Origin of the sequence: Streptomyces sp. ITFR-16, assembly GCF_031844705.1 — a bacterium.
In the GTDB taxonomy this organism is placed as follows: Bacteria; Actinomycetota; Actinomycetes; order Streptomycetales; family Streptomycetaceae; genus Streptomyces.
The window spans coordinates 3,211,227-3,225,886 of the sequence record NZ_CP134609.1 but is presented as its reverse complement, the minus strand read 5'-3'; the positions used below and the strand labels follow the sequence as shown (position 1 = coordinate 3,225,886).

14 protein-coding genes and 1 pseudogene are annotated in these 14,660 nt (G+C 71.9%); 5 read left to right on the top strand and 10 right to left on the bottom strand.

The genetic code is table 11. The features are described 5' to 3' along the window. Window positions 1-58: 58 nt before the first annotated feature. The 3 genes from RLT58_RS14205 to RLT58_RS14195 form a co-directional block, all read right to left on the bottom strand. Window positions 59-1,024: a DUF389 domain-containing protein gene (locus RLT58_RS14205; RefSeq protein WP_311310766.1), complete on the bottom strand. Its 966-nt coding sequence runs from the start codon at window positions 1,022-1,024 to the stop codon at window positions 59-61. Window positions 1,025-1,051: 27 nt separating this feature from the next. Further along, window positions 1,052-2,047: a type I pantothenate kinase gene (gene coaA, locus RLT58_RS14200; protein WP_311310765.1), complete on the bottom strand. Its 996-nt coding sequence runs from the start codon at window positions 2,045-2,047 to the stop codon at window positions 1,052-1,054. A 102-nt stretch (window positions 2,048-2,149) separates the two neighbouring features. Next, window positions 2,150-3,607 carry an MFS transporter gene (locus RLT58_RS14195; protein ID WP_311310764.1) on the bottom strand — a complete coding sequence of 486 codons (1,458 nt, stop codon included), beginning with the start codon at window positions 3,605-3,607 and terminating at the stop codon, window positions 2,150-2,152. 176 nt (window positions 3,608-3,783) lie between these two features. On the opposite strand from RLT58_RS14195, the gene RLT58_RS14190 reads away from it, so the two are divergent. Then, on the top strand, window positions 3,784-4,431 hold the full coding sequence (locus RLT58_RS14190) for a TetR/AcrR family transcriptional regulator (protein ID WP_311314519.1): 648 nt from the start codon (window positions 3,784-3,786) through the stop codon (window positions 4,429-4,431). Between the two features lie 165 nt (window positions 4,432-4,596). Here the strand turns inward: RLT58_RS14190 and argG are convergent, their stop codons facing one another. From argG to RLT58_RS14170, 4 genes are all read right to left on the bottom strand, one after another. Next, the gene (argG, locus tag RLT58_RS14185; RefSeq protein WP_311310763.1) at window positions 4,597-6,042 is read right to left on the bottom strand and encodes an argininosuccinate synthase; all 1,446 of its coding nucleotides are present in this window, start codon (window positions 6,040-6,042) and stop codon (window positions 4,597-4,599) included. 63 nt (window positions 6,043-6,105) lie between these two features. Further along, a complete protein-coding gene (locus tag RLT58_RS14180; protein ID WP_311310762.1) occupies window positions 6,106-6,750 on the bottom strand; it encodes a dihydrofolate reductase family protein in 645 nt (214 codons plus the stop codon). A gap of 77 nt (window positions 6,751-6,827) precedes the next feature. Then, complete coding sequence (locus RLT58_RS14175; RefSeq protein ID WP_311310761.1) at window positions 6,828-7,751, bottom strand: zinc-binding dehydrogenase; 924 nt, start codon at window positions 7,749-7,751, stop codon at window positions 6,828-6,830. A gap of 20 nt (window positions 7,752-7,771) precedes the next feature. Beyond that, the gene (locus RLT58_RS14170; protein ID WP_311310760.1) at window positions 7,772-8,179 is read right to left on the bottom strand and encodes a nuclear transport factor 2 family protein; all 408 of its coding nucleotides are present in this window, start codon (window positions 8,177-8,179) and stop codon (window positions 7,772-7,774) included. A gap of 124 nt (window positions 8,180-8,303) precedes the next feature. On the opposite strand from RLT58_RS14170, the pseudogene RLT58_RS14165 reads away from it, so the two are divergent. Further along, window positions 8,304-9,035 (top strand): annotated as a pseudogene (locus RLT58_RS14165) (LysR family transcriptional regulator); the annotation flags it as partial. A 137-nt stretch (window positions 9,036-9,172) separates the two neighbouring features. On the opposite strand, the gene RLT58_RS14160 reads toward RLT58_RS14165, so the two are convergent. Together RLT58_RS14160 and RLT58_RS14155 are read right to left on the bottom strand one after the other, a co-directional pair. After that, a complete protein-coding gene (locus RLT58_RS14160) occupies window positions 9,173-9,985 on the bottom strand; it encodes a helix-turn-helix domain-containing protein (RefSeq protein WP_311314518.1) in 813 nt (270 codons plus the stop codon). A gap of 234 nt (window positions 9,986-10,219) precedes the next feature. Further along, window positions 10,220-10,696, bottom strand: a complete 477-nt coding sequence (locus RLT58_RS14155) for an ATP-binding protein (protein WP_311310759.1) — start codon at window positions 10,694-10,696, stop codon at window positions 10,220-10,222. Between the two features lie 136 nt (window positions 10,697-10,832). Here RLT58_RS14155 and RLT58_RS14150 point away from each other — a divergent pair, with 136 nt between their 5' ends. Both RLT58_RS14150 and RLT58_RS14145 read left to right on the top strand, forming a co-directional pair. Further along, window positions 10,833-11,684, top strand: coding sequence for a helix-turn-helix domain-containing protein (locus tag RLT58_RS14150; RefSeq protein ID WP_311310758.1), 852 nt, complete (start codon window positions 10,833-10,835; stop codon window positions 11,682-11,684). Next, complete coding sequence (locus tag RLT58_RS14145; RefSeq protein ID WP_311310757.1) at window positions 11,681-11,887, top strand: DUF397 domain-containing protein; 207 nt, start codon at window positions 11,681-11,683, stop codon at window positions 11,885-11,887. Before RLT58_RS14150 ends, RLT58_RS14145 begins: the two co-directional genes overlap by 4 nt. 14 nt (window positions 11,888-11,901) lie before the next feature. Here RLT58_RS14145 and RLT58_RS14140 read toward each other — a convergent pair whose 3' ends face one another. Beyond that, entirely contained in the window at window positions 11,902-12,891 is a 990-nt protein-coding gene (locus RLT58_RS14140; protein ID WP_311310756.1) for an Lrp/AsnC family transcriptional regulator, read from the bottom strand. Between the two features lie 132 nt (window positions 12,892-13,023). Here RLT58_RS14140 and RLT58_RS14135 point away from each other — a divergent pair, with 132 nt between their 5' ends. After that, window positions 13,024-14,514: an MFS transporter gene (locus tag RLT58_RS14135; protein WP_311310755.1), complete on the top strand. Its 1,491-nt coding sequence runs from the start codon at window positions 13,024-13,026 to the stop codon at window positions 14,512-14,514. Window positions 14,515-14,660: the final 146 nt, after the last annotated feature.

Here is a 14,660-nt window from a genome sequence, read left to right as displayed (position 1 = left end):
CGGTCCGGGCGGCGGGTGCGGGTACGTGGACGCGCCCCCGCCGCCCGGACCGCCCGCGTCAGGCGTCCGTCGCCACGGACGGTTCCTGCCTGTCCCGCCGGCGGCGCTGGGCGGTGCGCCACAGCGCCTTCTGGAGCAGCAGGGTCAGCGTTCCCGCCAGCACGATCCCGCCGAGGTTCGCCGTCAGCTGTTTGGCTGAGCCGGACATCTGCGCGTAGTCGCTGTAGCTGAAGGCCACCGCCGCGTTGGCGGCGGCCGGCACGGTCGTCACCGAGATCGCGACCCCGATCAGCGCGCCCGACTTCGCCGAGGTGAGCGAGAGCGTCCCGGCGATGCCCGCGAGGAACGCCACCACGAACGACATCCAGTCCGGCTGCCAGACGAACGCCGTGTTGGGCCGGTCGGCCTCGATCATGGCCTCGTCGAACAGCCCGAGGGCGTCGAGCAGCCAGGCGAACCCGGCCGTCACCACCATGGCCACGGCGAACCCGCCGACCAGCGCCACCAGCGAGCGCCCCACCAGGCGCGGGGCGCGCTGCACCAGGGCCGTGGAGATCCCGGCCAGCGGCCCGAACTCCGGGCCCACCGCCATCGCGCCCACGATGAGGATCGCGTTGTCGAGCATCACCCCGCAGGCGGCGAGCATCGTCGCGACCGCGAGGAACGACACATAGGTGACGCTGAACGTCGAGTCCTCGTGGGTGGCCTCCGTCAGCTCCTCCCACAGCACCGCGTCCGCGCCCTCGCCGGGGGCGGCCTTCTCGGCCCGGTCGGCGCTGGCGGAGAGCGTCAGGTCCATGTCCTCGACGGCGATCGACCCGTAGGTGTCGACGCCGAGCCGCCGCAGCTCCCCGATGAGCTCGTCGCCCGCCTCGCGCGCCACGTCGCACATGACCACGTCACCCACCGGATCGCGCGCCACCCCCGGCAGCACCACCAGATGGGCGGTGCCGACGGTCCGCTCCAGCAGCTCCGTCACCTCGTCCGTACGGCCGGCGGGCACGATCAGGCGCAGATGCAGCACAACGCTCCTCGTAGGGGCTCGGGCGGCTCAGAGCTTGCGCAGGGACAGCCGCTGGACCTTGTGGTCGGGGCCCTTGCGCAGCACCAGCGTGGCCCGGCCCCGGGTCGGCGCGACATTCTCCACCAGATTGGGCTTGTTGATGGTCCGCCACATCGTGGCGGCGTACTCCATCGCCTCCGCCTCGGAGACCTGTGTGTACTTGCGGAAGTACGAGGACGGGTCCTGGAAGGCCGTGGCCCGCAGCTTGCGGAAGCGGTTCAGGTACCAGGTCTCGATGTCCTCGGGCCGCGCGTCCACGTACACACTGAAGTCGAAGTAGTCGGCGAGCCCGACCCGGGTGCGGCCGTCCTTGCCGGGCAGGGCCGGCTGGAGCACGTTGAGCCCCTCGACGATCAGGATGTCCGGACGCCGTACGGTGAGCCGCTCGCCCGGCACGATGTCGTAGATCAGGTGCGAGTAGACGGGGGCCGTCACCTCGTCCTTGCCGGCCTTGATGTCGGCGACGAAACGGGTCAGGGCCCGCCGGTCGTACGACTCCGGGAAGCCCTTGCGCGACATCAGGCCGCGCGCACGGAGCTCCTTCATCGGCAGCAGGAAGCCGTCCGTGGTCACCAGCTCGACGCGCGGGTGCTCCGGCCAGCGAGCCAGCAGCGCCTGGAGGATACGGGCGCTGGTGGACTTGCCCACGGCGACACTGCCCGCGACCCCTATGACGAACGGGGTTCCGCGCTGCGCCCCGTGCCCGTTGCCCGCGTCCCCGAGGAACGTGTTCAGCGCGCCGCGCAGCCCGGAGGTGGCCTGCACGTACAGATTCAGGAGCCGGGAGAGCGGCAGATAGACATCGCGCACCTCGTCGAGGTCGATGACGTCCCCGAGCCCGCGCAGCCGCTCCACCTCGTCGGCGGTCAGCGGCAGCGGCGTCTTGTCGCGCAGCGCGCTCCACTCCGCCCGGGAGAGGTCGACGTACGGCGTAGCGGCGGGCTCGGCGCGTCGGTTCGTGCTCCGTGTCGGCGAAGTGATCACAGGTTTATTGTTGCGGGAGTTTTAACGGAGTGGGGGGTGGGGTCGGTCACGTGGGGCCTGGGGCCGCACGGAGAAGGCCGGTTCCGCCACCCCCGACACGCCCTAGCCGTGCTCCTCGGTGGCGTGGGAGTCGGTCAGGGTGAGCGCGCCGCCCGCCGCGACCAGACCGACGACGACCGCCAGCAGGGCGTAGGTGATCCGCTCCCCGTGGAAGAACGACGCCACCAGCGCGTCGCTCCAGGTGCCCGCGGGCAGCCGGGTGGTGACCAGCGCGGCGATCAGGGTGCCGACCACCGCGGTGCCGACGCTGCTTCCGACCTCCTGCGCGGTGTCGTTGAGCGCGGTGCCCATCGATGTGCGGTTGCCCGGCATCGCGTCGACCAGCGCGATGGCGCAGATCGTCATGACGGTGCGCAGTCCGACGGTCATCAGGACCATGCAGGCCGCGATGGCGCCGTACCCGTGGCCGACGCCCCAGGACAGGCCCGCCAGCGAGCCGGCCAGGCAGGCCGCGCCGACCAGGCAGGCGATGCGGTGGCCGAACCTCTTCGCGAGCCATTCGGACAGGGGGGTGGCGACGATCATGGTCACGATGAGGGGCAGGTTCGCCAGTCCGGCCCGAACCGGGCTCCACCCGTAGGCGTACTGGAAGTGCAGGATCAGCCCGAACATCACGGCGGCCATCGCGATGGCCGTGCCGATCTGGGCGATGGCGGCGCCGCGGACGGTGCCGTTGGAGAAGAGCCGGAGGTCCAGCATGGGGGAGGGGCTGCGCCGCTCGTGCCACACGAAGGCGAGGCCCGCGGCGACGGCTCCCAGGAGCGATCCGACGGTGGGCGCGGAGAGCCAGCCGTGCTCGACACCGCTGGTCAGCGCGTAGCAGGCGAGGCCGATGGTGGCGACGCTCAGTGCGGCGCCCGGCAGGTCGAGCTTGTCGCGGGTCAGGGTCTGCGGCCGGTCGGCGGGGACGCCGAGGCGGACGCCGATGGCCGCGATCAGGGCGATCGGGGCGTTGACGATCAGGAGCCACTGCCACCGGACGTGGGCCAGGGCGGTGCCGCCCAGCAGGGGGCCGAGGACGAAACCGGACATGCCGACGACGATCATCAGGGTCATCGCGCGCATGCGCAGCGCCTTGTCGTCGAACAGCCGGAAGACCAGCGAGTTGGTGATGGGGGCCATCGCCGCTGCGGCTATGCCGAGTCCGGCCCGCAGGGTGATGAGCTCGCCCGAGGTGGTGACCGCGACGACGGCCAGGCTCAGCAGGCCGAACACGGCCAGGCCGACCAGCAGCACACGGCGGCGCCCCAGCCGGTCGGCCATCGATCCGGCTGTCAGCAGCAGGCCGCCGAACGTCAGTGAGTACGCGCCGGTGACCCATTGCAGCGAGGTCGTGCTGCTGTCGAGGTCGCGGCCGATCGTGGGCAGCGCGATGGAGAGCAGTGTGTTGTCGACCATCTCGACGAAGAAGGCCAGGCAGAGCGCGGCCAGGGGGATCCATGCCGCGCGCAGCGACGGATAGGTGCGCGATGCGGCGGGCTCGGTGGCGGTCGTGGTCATGGCGGGCCTCCTCTCGGGATGCCGAACATCGAACGAGGTTCGACAATGGAACGTCGTTCGACCATAGAACATGGTTCGATGAAGAGGCAAGCTGTGATTGGATGAAGGACATGACAGGCCCGCGACCACGACCCGCCGACCGCCCCGCCCGGGGGCGCCGGCGCGCTTCGCACTCCATCGAGGCCGTTCTCACCGCGGCCGTGGCCCTGCTCGACGAGGCGGGCGCGCCCGCGCTGACCCTCCGCGCGCTCGCCGCCCGGCTCGGCACGGGCGTCGGCAGCATCTACTGGTACGTCTCGGGCAAGGACGAGCTGCTCGACCGAGCCATCGACCATGTGCTCGGCGGGGTGCTCACCGCCGTCGAGGGCCAGAGCCGCAGCAGCGACCCGATCGACGACCTGCGCACGATGGCCGTCACGCTCTTCGACGCGATCGTGGACCGGCCCTGGCTGGGCGGGCACTTCATGCGCAACATCGCCGACCGGGGCAACTCGCTGCGGCTCTACGAGGAGCTGGGGCGCCAGACGCTCCGGCTCGACCTCACCCCGAAGCAGCGGTTCCACGCCGTGTCGGCGGTCGTGGGCGTGGTGGTCGGCAGCGCCGTCGACATGGGGCAGGAGCCGCCGGAGGAGGTGCTCGACGGCGCTGTGGACCGCGTCGAGTTCCTAGGCCGCTACGCGCGTACGTGGCGGGAGTTCGACGCCGAGGAGTTCCCGTTCCTGCACGACATCGTCGACGAGTTCGACGGGCACGACGACAAGGAGCAGTTCCTGGCCGCGCTGGAGCTGACGCTGGCGGGCCTGCGCCTCCAGGCCGGGGCCTGACGCCGGCGCGGCGGACAAGCGGACAAGCGGCCCGGCGGGCAACGAAAAGGCCGGCCCGGCGCGTGATGCGCCGGGCCGGCCCGCGTTCTCGCCGGGGTCCTGGGGCGTGTCGTCGAACTGGCGTCTGCCGGGCTGCGGGCAACGACACCAGTTCGACGACACGCCCTAGTCCGTGCCGGACTCCATCGCGGCGCGGTCCAGCATCTCGTCCGCCTCGGAGACCTCGCCGCGCGAGGCGATCGCCTCGGCGCCGCCCTCCGGGAGCGAGCCGATCAGGCCGGTGGCGGCGGCCTGGGCCGCGCCGATGGCCGGGTTGGCGGTGCCGATCAGGCCGAGGCCCGCGTACTGCTCCAGCTTGGCCCGGGAGTCGGCGATGTCGAGGTTGCGCATGGTCAGCTGGCCGATCCGGTCGACCGGGCCGAACGCGGAGTCTTCGGTGCGCTCCATGGACAGCTTGTCCGGGTGGTAGCTGAACGCCGGGCCCGTGGTGTCGAGGATCGAGTAGTCCTCGCCGCGCCGCAGCCGCAGGGTGACCTCGCCGGTGACGGCCGTACCGACCCAGCGCTGGATCGACTCGCGGACCATCAGCGCCTGCGGGTCCAGCCAGCGGCCCTCGTACATCAGCCGGCCGAGGCGGCGGCCCTCGTTGTGGTACTGCGCGAGGGTGTCCTCGTTGTGGATCGCGTTGACCAGGCGCTCGTACGCGGCGTGCAGCAGGGCCATGCCCGGGGCCTCGTAGATGCCCCGGCTCTTGGCCTCGATGATCCGGTTCTCGATCTGGTCGGACATGCCCATGCCGTGCCGGCCGCCGATGGCGTTCGCCTTCATCACCAGGTCGACGGCGGAGCCGAACTTCTCGCCGTTGATGGTGACCGGGCGGCCCTGGTCGAAGCCGATCGTGACGTCCTCGGTCTCGATCTCGACCGAGGGGTCCCAGAACTTCACGCCCATGATCGGGTCGACGGTCTCCACGCCGGTGTTCAGGTGCTCCAGGGTCTTCGCCTCGTGCGTGGCGCCCCAGATGTTGGCGTCGGTGGAGTACGCCTTCTCCGTGCTGTCGCGGTAGGGCAGGTCATGGGCGACCAGCCACTCCGACATCTCCTTGCGGCCGCCGAGCTCGGTGACGAAGTGCGCGTCGAGCCAGGGCTTGTAGATCCGCAGGTGCGGGTTGGCCAGCAGGCCGTAGCGGTAGAACCGCTCGATGTCGTTGCCCTTGTACGTGGAGCCGTCGCCCCAGATCTGGACGTTGTCCTCCAGCATCGCCCGGACCAGCAGTGTGCCGGTCACGGCGCGGCCGAGCGGCGTGGTGTTGAAGTACGCGCGCCCGCCCGAGCGGATGTGGAAGGCCCCGCACGTCAGCGCGGCGAGCCCCTCCTCGACGAGCGCCGCACGGCAGTCGACGAGCCGCGCCAGCTCGGCGCCGTACGCCTTGGCGCGGCCGGGCACGGAGGCGATGTCGGGCTCGTCGTACTGGCCGATGTCGGCGGTGTACGTGCAGGGGACGGCGCCCTTGTCGCGCATCCACGCGACCGCGACCGAGGTGTCGAGGCCGCCCGAGAAGGCGATGCCGACGCGCTCGCCGGTGGGCAGGGAGGTGAGGACCTTAGACATAGGAAGATTATGCATCATCTCGCATGATCATGCAAAGTCTGGTTCCCCCCTCCCCGCCCGGGCTCACTTCCGCCAGAACAGGTGGTGTGTCACCCCGCTCGGGCTGGGCACGACGTCCAGGTGGAAGCGGTCGAGCAGCTCGTCGGGCGACTCCCACAGCCGTACCCCGGTCCCGAACTTCTTCGGCGAGACCGCCACGTGCAGGGTGTCGACGAGGTCCGCGTCGAGGAACTCCCTGATGGTGGTGGCCCCGCCGCCGAGCCGGACGTCCTTGCCCCCGGCCGCCTCCTTGGCCTGCTCCAGGATCGCGGCGGGCTCCCCGGACACGAAGTGGAAGGTGGTGTCGGAGAGCGTGATCGAGGGGCGCTTGTGGTGGGTCAGGACGAACACCGGCGTATGGAACGGCGGCTCGTCGCCCCACCAGCCCTGCCAGTCGAGGTTCTCCCAGGGACCCCGGTAGGGGCTGAACTTGTTGCGGCCCATGATCTCGGCGCCGATGTTGTGCGGATAGTCCCGGGTCAGATAGTCGTCCAGCCCCCGGCTCCCGCCCGGCTCGGTCCGCATCGGCCAGCTCGCCGTGTCCCCGGCCCAGGAGAACAGCCGCTCCGGATCGACATGCCCGAACGGCCTCTCCAGCGTCTGGTCCTCACCGGCGCCGATGCCGTCGCTCGACACGTTGAAGTTCTGGACCCTCAGCAGTTGTGGCATGCGTTCCTCCATTGGTGGGTGCCTTCAGTGTGAGACTCCCCGCGCCCGGCGAACTCATCGCTGCCGCGCCCGGGACCTCACCCCACTGTCAGCACCGCGTTCCCCCGCACCCGCCTTCCCCGGATGTCCCCGATGACGTCCGCCGTACGGGACCAGTCCCGGACCGAGCCGATCTCCGGGTGCAGGCGGCCGCCCGCCACGAGACGGACCAGCGTGGCGAGGTCGGTGGCGTACGCCGTGTCCGCGCGGGTGTAGTCGAAGTGCGCGATACGGGCCTGGCCCGGGCCCTTGAAGAAGTCGAAGAAGTCCAGCGTCACCGGGGTCCTGCTCGCCTGGCCGAACCAGACCAGCAGCCCGCCCGGGGCGAGCCGGGCCAGGGCGGCCGGCAGGGAGGCGCCGCCCACCGACTCCAGCACGATGTCGTACGGGCCCCCGGCGGCGTCCGGCGAGGTGACCACGTCCACCGCGCCCCGCTCCAGCAGCCCGGCCCCCCGCTCCGGCGTCGCGCTGACCGCCGTGACCGCCGCGCCCGAGGACGCCGCCAGCTCCGTGACGTAGTGGCCGACGCCCCCGCTCGCCCCGGTGAGCAGCAGCCGCCGGGCCGCCACCGGGCCCGCCGCCCGGAGTAGGCGCAGTGCGGTGATGCCCGCCAGGGGGAGCGCCGCAGCGGTCACCGCGTCGACGCTGTCCGGGAGGGCCGCGACGCTGTGGACCGGGACCGCGACGCGCTCGGCCCAGCCGTACGCGGGCGGATGGGCGACGACCCGGGTGCCCGCCGCCGGCCCCGTGCCGTCGGCCGCCGCCCGTATCACCGTGCCCGCGACGTCCTTGCCGGGCCGCCAGCCGGGCCACCGCCGGCCGAGCTGCCCGTCCAGCTGGAAGGTCTCGCCCCGGTTGACCGAGTACGCCTCGACCGAGACCAGGGCCTCGTCGGCGGCGGGCTCGGGCTCGGGTGCCTCGCCGAGCAGGACCGATGTTCCGGTGGGGACCAGCGCTCTCATCGGATGCTCCCTCCTCTTTCTCAGGCGAAGACGACGGTGTGGGCGTGCAAGGTGTCGAAGTGCTCGCGCACGGAGGCGATCCGGCCGTCGCGCACCGTGAACACGGCCAGGCAGTGCTGGTCGTACCGGGCGCCCTTCCGCGTCAGCCCCCGGGTGTTCCACTCCGCCAGGACGCGCTCGCCCTCCGCGATCACACCCTCGAACTCGATCTCCACCGACTCGGGTACCAGCCGGGCGACCATCTGGCCCACGAAGTCGTCGAAGATCTCGTCCGGCCCCGTCCAGGTCCCCGACACCGGCAGATCCCCGGCGAGCGTCCAGGTGACGTCGGGACCGAAGAACGCCCGCAGCCGGTCCATGTCCCCCTCGACGAGCGTGTTCATGTAGTCGAGGACGACGTCCTTGGGGCTGGGGTGAGTGCTGTTCATGGCCTGCTCCGTTGCTCGTATCCGCTGACTCCCGAACGCTAGGAGCGCGGGGGCCGCGCAGGGAAAGACCTGTTCTCGATCGCTCCAGAACCGGCCGGCATCACCGCTGGTCAGCGCGGCTCGTATGCTGCTGCGCATGTCCGAACTCCGGCGTCTGCGCTACTTCCTGGCCGTGGCCGAGGAGCGCAACTTCACGCGCGCCGCCGAGCGGCTGCACATCGCCCAGCCCGCTCTCAGCCGGCAGATACGCGAGCTGGAGAAGGAGTTGGGCGTCCAGCTCCTGGACCGCACCACCCACTCCGTCGAACCGACCGAGGCCGGGCGGGTGTTGATGGAGCGCGGAGCCGCCCTCTGCGAGGACGCCGACCGGCTCTGGCGCGATGTACGCGGCTTCGCCGGCGGCGAGCATGGGACGCTGGCGCTCGGGTACAGCATGAGCACGAGTTACGAGACGGCCCCGGCCCTCCTCGCCGCCCTGGCCGAGCGGCTGCCGGGCCTCACCGCCACCACCCGGCTGCTCCCCACCGCCGAGATCCTCGCCGGGGTCGCCGACGGCACGCTCGACGCGGGCCTGGTCCGCTGCCCGCCGCCCACGCCGGAACTGGTGCGCACGCTCGTACGGCTGGAGCCGCAGGGCGTCCTGCTGGCCGCCGGACACCGGCTCGCCGCCCTGCCCGCCGTCGACCCCGCGGCCCTGGCCGGTGAGACCCTGCTCATCCACCCGCGCGAGGCCAACCCCGGCCACTACGACGCGATCATCGCCGTCCTCGACCGTGTCGGCGTCAGCCCGGACCTGATGCTGCGCCCGCTGTCGTTCGACGCCGGCCACACCCCGGTGGTACGCGGCGACGCCGTCTCCGTGGTCGGTGCCTCGGCCGCGTCCAGCCTGCCCGCGGGCCTGCTCTGGCGCCCGCCCCGCCGTCGCCCAACTCCTGCGCACGGCAACCGAGACGGCCCGCTCGGGCGGCTGGCTGCGGTCGCCGGACGGGGCCGCTACGCCGTAGCGGGCCGCTCCCACCGGCACTCGGTGCAGTGCCCCGGCTCGGGGGCTCTGAACGCGCGGTCGCAGCCGTCGCAGTTCTGCAGCGGGTCGTGCGGGACGACCGGGACGGCGGGCGGCAGCGGTGCCGGGAGGCGGGTGGTCAGCCGGTGTTCCAGGAATCTCGCCGGGTGCTTCAGTGGAGCGGGGAGGCCCGTCGTCAGGGCCCGTGTGACGGCCTCGGGGGTGACGCCGCGCTCCAGCCAGGCGGCGACGGCGGGGGCCAGCGTCCGTACCTCCACCGAGGAGAGCGGCAGGGCGTCGGAGACGAGGCGCAGGCGGGCCAGGACTTCGGAGGCGGTGGGGAGCAGATCCGCAGGACCGGTGACCATCGGTTTCGCGGGCGCGGCCGGGCGCGGTGCGGGCTCTTCCCGTACGACGGGTGGCGGCCCGGCAGGCGCTGGGCAGGGCGGGCGCGAGGGCGCGATGCCCGGCTTGTTGAACGACGTGGTGCGCGTGACGACCCGGCCGCTGGGAAGGCGCTCGCGGGTGCGTTTCAGATAGCCGTAGGTCTCCAGCTCGCGCAGGGCCCCGGCGATGCGGGTCTCGCTCTCCGGGAAGCGCTCGGCCAGGCACTTGATGCCGATCTTGGCTCCGGCGGGCAGCGACTGGATGTGCGTGGCGAGGCCGATCGCGGTGAGCGAGAGGCCGGGGTGCTGGGCGAGGTGGTTGCCGACGACGGTGAAGTGGCTGGTGTGACGCACATTCATGTGTACGACGCCGCCGGACGGGGCGCGCGGGGGCGCGATAATCTGCGGGGTATCCATCGGGAAGTTGTTGCCTTCCTCGGTGGTCAGGCCCTCGCTCGGGATTTGGTGTCCCGGCGGGGGCCGTCTCAGTTCTGAAGTTTGGTTTCGTGAGCATATGCCAGGCAACCGGGGCGAAATCCAGCCCAGTTGGGCAAGCTCACCCGTGCGGGTGATGGGCGCTCGCGGGCGCGCGGGGCCCGCTGAGGCCCACCCGGGTGGGCCGGGTCTGGTTGGTTTCTTCTTCCCAGGGACTTAAAAGCTTTTTGCGTCGTGGGGGACCGGGTCGCGGCGGACCGGGTCGCGGTGGGCACGATCCGGTGCGAGGGCGAGTTCCGCCCACACGGTCTTGCGGGGGAACGGCCCGCGCTCGACGCCCCATCGGGCGGCGAGCGCCTCGACGAGCAGCAGCCCGCGCCCGCCGTCGGCGATGTCGTTCCGCTCCTGGAGGCGGGGGAGTTCCTCGCCGCGTACGTCCGTCACTTCGACACGCAGCGTGTCCTCGTCGACGAGCAGCAGGACGCGGAAGTCCCGTCCCGGTACGTGTCCGTGCAGCGTGGCGTTCGCCGCGAGTTCGGCGACGACGAGAGCCGCGTCGTCGAGGGGCAGGCCCCAGGAGCGGAGCTGCTCCGTCGCCAGCAGCCGGGCGAGCCGGGCGCCCCGGCGGGTGGCGGAGAGCTGGACGGCGAACTGGCCGCTGCGGATGCGGGGGTGGGTGATTTCTCGGTTCACATCACTCAGCGTGGCCGTTGGTGTCTACCCTGAACAGGAGTGACGCGTGTACGGACGGTGACTGTCCAGCGGTTGTACGGACCTGTCCATCGCGTACAGCGCTCGGGTGCGGGATGCGGGTGGAGGCGGGTGGCGTATGGGTGTCAACGGCGTTGTGGACGAGCCGGGATGGGACATCGAACCCGAGGACGATTCGGGTGCGGTGATCGCGGCGGTCGGCCGGCAGATCAGGCTCTGGCGCGAGGCGGCGGGGTTACGTCCGGCGGAACTCGGCGAGCTGATCGGCTACAGCGAGAACCTGGTCTACAAGGTGGAGGCCGGGACACGGATCCCCAAGCCGGAGTTCCTGGACAAGTCGGACAAGGCCCTCGGCGCGGGCGGCAAGATCTCCGCGATGAAGCAGGACGTGGCGGAGGCGCGGTACCCGAAGAAGATCCGGGATCTGACCAAGCTGGAGGCCGATGCCGTGGAGCTCGGGTCGTACGCCAGCGGCGTCATCGACGGCCTGCTCCAGACCGAGGCGTATGCGCGCGCCCTGTATCAGGAGCGGCGCCCCGCGTACGCGGAGGAGCAGATCGACCGGCTTGTCGCGGCGCGTATGGCCCGTCAGTCCATCTTCGAGCGCAGGCCTTCTCCCCTCCTGACCTTTGTGCAGGAGGAGGCGACGCTGAGGCGGCCGACGGGTGGGAAAAACGTGTTGCGTGGACAGCTCCAACACCTGCTAGAAATGGCCTCGTTGAGACACGTCGAGATCCAGGTGATGCCGACGGAAACCGAGGAGCACGCGGGTTTGGGTGGCTCGCACGAGGTGCTTAAGCTGAGAGACGGCACGGCTGTGGGGCACAACGAGGTCCAACTCACCAGTCGGCTGATCAGTGATCCCAAGGAAGTACAGATCCTTGAGATGCGGTACGGCATGATCAGGGCACAAGCGCTCACGCCTCGGCTGTCGCGGACCTTTATCGAAAAACTGCTGGGAGAGACATGAGTGCCAAGCCCTCGGCCGGAAGCTCTGCGGACCTGAGCTGGGTCAAGAGCAGCTACAGCACGAACGACGGGCCTCAGTGCGTCGAGGTGGCCGCTGCCCTCACCGCCGTTCACGTCCGCGACTCCAAGAACATCCCCGGCCCCGAACTCGGCTTCGCCCCGGCGGCCTGGGCCGACTTCGTGGCGTACGCGTCGACGCACTGACCGCAGGCCCCCGCCTACCCCCGGAACGGCCGGTACGTCAGCTGCTTCACCTGACGCAGGAACGGCATCGACTCCACGTGTTCGACCCCGTCCAGCCGGCCCAGGCGTTCGCTGAGGTAGCGGTAGAGGTGGGCCGTGTCGCGGGTGATCACCACGGCCATCAGGTTGGACGGGCCCGTGGTGGCCGTCGCGTAGGCGACCTCGCGGTCCGTGGCGAGCGCTTCGCCCACCGACTGGAGGGCGCGGGGCGCGGCCGTGATGCAGAGCATGGTCGCCTTGCGGAAGCCGACGTGCTCGGAGTCGAACTCGACGTCCACATAGAGCGCGCCCGAGGCCGTCAGCTGGGCCATGCGGCGCTTGACCGCTGATTCGGAGCGGCCCGTCGCCTTCTGGAGTTCCGGGTACGTGGCCCGGCCGTCCCGTTCCAGCGCGGCGACCAGGGGCTCGTCCTCGGCGGTGATGACGGCCGGGCCCGGGTGCTCCGGGGGCGGGGGCGGGGTCAGGGCGGCGGCCTCCTCGGGGGAGAGCGCGCCGCTCTTGTGGAGCCAGCCCGAGGGGCCGCCGTAGAAGCGGTGCAGAAGCTGGTGCGCGCGGATGTCGACGATGTGCGGGGTGCGCGGGAGCTTGCCGAGGAGCAGGTCGTCGGCGTCGCCCCGGCCGCGCACATTGGCCGTGCACGTCACCTCCGTACCGCCCGAGGTGAGGCCGATCCAGGAGGTGTCCGGGCGTTTCGCCAGGGCCTGGGCGATGGCCAGCGCGCCCTCGGGCGCGCACCGCACCCGCAGCAGCCAGTGGTCGAGCGAGTCCTCGGCGGTCGCGCAGCGCACCCCGACGATCCGCAGTCCGCCCTCGGTCCGCAACCGGCGGAAGCGGCGCGCCACCGTCTGGTCCGAGACACCGAGCACCCCGGCGATCCGGCTGAAGGAGGCCCGCGCGTCCAGCTCCAGCGCGTGCAGGATCCGCAGGTCGAGGGCGTCGCTCGGTGCGTTGGATTCCACTGCCATGGGCCTCTTCTGTGTCGGATTCCGGCGTTCGGTGACTTCTGGCTGGGGTTTTCGGTCGCGGTCATTCGATCGTACGGGAGCGGCCGGGCGATCACGCCGGAGCCGTATCCGTAGCCGTACAGGGAGAAAGACATGCGTAAGTGGGGGCCGCTCACAGCGGTCTGTCTGGGGACGTTCATGCTGCTGCTCGACGTCACGATCGTCATCGTGGCGCTGCCGGACATGGCACGGGCGCTGGACGCGTCGCTCTCCGATCTGCAATGGGTCATCGACGGATACGCGCTCGCGCTCGCCGCGCTGCTCCTCGGCATCGGGGCGGCGGCCGACCGGCTCGGGCGGCGCCGGGTGCACATCGCGGGTGTCGTGCTGTTCGCCGTCGCCTCGCTGGCCTGCGGCCTCGCCTCGTCGCCGACGGCGCTGGTGGCCGCGCGCGGGGTCCAGGGGGTCGGCGCGGCCGCGATGTTCGCGACCACACTGCCGCTGCTCGCCTCGGTGTACCGGGGCAAGGACCGGTCCGTCGCGCTCGGGCTGTGGGGCGCGGTGAGCGGGGGCGCCGCCGCGATCGGTCCGGTGGTCGGCGGGCTGCTGACCGAGGGGCCCGGCTGGCGCTGGATCTTCTTCGTGAACCTGCCGGTCAGCGTCGCCGCCGTCTGGCTGACCGCCCGGACCGTGCCGGAGTCGCACGGGGCGCGGGACCGGCGCATCGACTGGGCGGGGACCGTCACGTTCGCGCTGTTCGCGGGCGCGGCGACGTACGCCGTCGTCCGGGCGGGAAGCCTGGGATGGACGTCGGGGCGCACGCTCGCCACACTCGGCGTCGCCGTGCTCGCCCTGCTGGCCTTCGTGCTCGTGGAGCGGCGCGTCGCGCACCCGCTGCTGGACCTGTCGCTCTTCCGCACCTCCGCGTTCACCGGCGTGATGGCCGGGGCGCTCGCGTACAACATGGCGGCCTTCGCCGTGCTGCCGTACACCTCGATCTGGCTGCAGACCGTGCTCGGCCTCAGCCCGGTGCAGGGCGGGCTCGCGGTGCTGCCGCTGGCCGCGACGGCGTTCGTCGTGGCCGCCGTCGGCGGGCGGCTGCTGCACGGGGCGCAGCCGAGGCTGACCATCGGTGTCGGCCTCGCGCTGATCGGCCTCGGCACGCTCGGCCAGGCCGTACTGGGCGCGGGCTCCTCGTGGCCCGCGCTGCTGCCGGGGCTGATCGTCGCCGGCGTCGGTACGGGGCTGGTCTCGCCGGCCCTCGCGGGCGCGGCCCTTGCCGCCGTACCGCCGGAGCGCGCGGGTATGGCGGGCGGCGCGGTCAACACCTTCCGCCAGCTCGGATACGCCTTCGGGGTGGCCGTGTGCGGGACGGTGCTGACCTCCCGGATGGGGGAGACGCTCGGCGAGGGCCAATCCCACGCTCTCGCGGGCGGGGGCGCGCCGGGGCTGCGGGCGGCCGGGGTGCCGGAGCACGCGCTGCGGGCCGCCTTCGCGTCGGGGCTGAACACGGCGGCCGTGGTGGCCGGTGCGGTGGGGGTCGTCGCGGGGGTCGCGGTGCTGGTGCTCGTGCGGGGCGGCGAGCGGAAGGCCCCGGCGGTGGCGGAGAGCGGTGCGGGGGTGGAGGCCGTGCGGGTGGGATGAGGATGCGGCGCGCCGCCTCCGGTGGCGCGCCGTCCTCAAGCGCCGGACGGGCTTGATTCCGACCGGTGCGGTCGGTGATGCGCGGCGGGCTCGGTGGTGGCCGCGTTGTCCTCGGTCGCCGGACGGGCTTGATGCGCCCGGTGTGT

What these genes read in the sequence shown, in the direction of transcription:
- RLT58_RS14195 (WP_311310764.1), bottom strand. Translation starts at nt 3,607, where the DNA reads ATGACCACGACCGCCACCGAGCCCGCCGCATCGCGCACCTATCCGTCG.
- argG (WP_311310763.1), bottom strand. Translation starts at nt 6,042, where the DNA reads ATGTCTAAGGTCCTCACCTCCCTGCCCACCGGCGAGCGCGTCGGCATC.
- RLT58_RS14180 (WP_311310762.1), bottom strand. Translation starts at nt 6,750, where the DNA reads ATGCCACAACTGCTGAGGGTCCAGAACTTCAACGTGTCGAGCGACGGC.
- RLT58_RS14175 (WP_311310761.1), bottom strand. Translation starts at nt 7,751, where the DNA reads ATGAGAGCGCTGGTCCCCACCGGAACATCGGTCCTGCTCGGCGAGGCA.
- RLT58_RS14170 (WP_311310760.1), bottom strand. Translation starts at nt 8,179, where the DNA reads ATGAACAGCACTCACCCCAGCCCCAAGGACGTCGTCCTCGACTACATG.
- RLT58_RS14160 (WP_311314518.1), bottom strand. Translation starts at nt 9,985, where the DNA reads ATGGATACCCCGCAGATTATCGCGCCCCCGCGCGCCCCGTCCGGCGGC.
- RLT58_RS14150 (WP_311310758.1), top strand. Translation starts at nt 10,833, where the DNA reads ATGGGTGTCAACGGCGTTGTGGACGAGCCGGGATGGGACATCGAACCC.
- RLT58_RS14145 (WP_311310757.1), top strand. Translation starts at nt 11,681, where the DNA reads ATGAGTGCCAAGCCCTCGGCCGGAAGCTCTGCGGACCTGAGCTGGGTC.
- RLT58_RS14140 (WP_311310756.1), bottom strand. Translation starts at nt 12,891, where the DNA reads ATGGCAGTGGAATCCAACGCACCGAGCGACGCCCTCGACCTGCGGATC.
- RLT58_RS14135 (WP_311310755.1), top strand. Translation starts at nt 13,024, where the DNA reads ATGCGTAAGTGGGGGCCGCTCACAGCGGTCTGTCTGGGGACGTTCATG.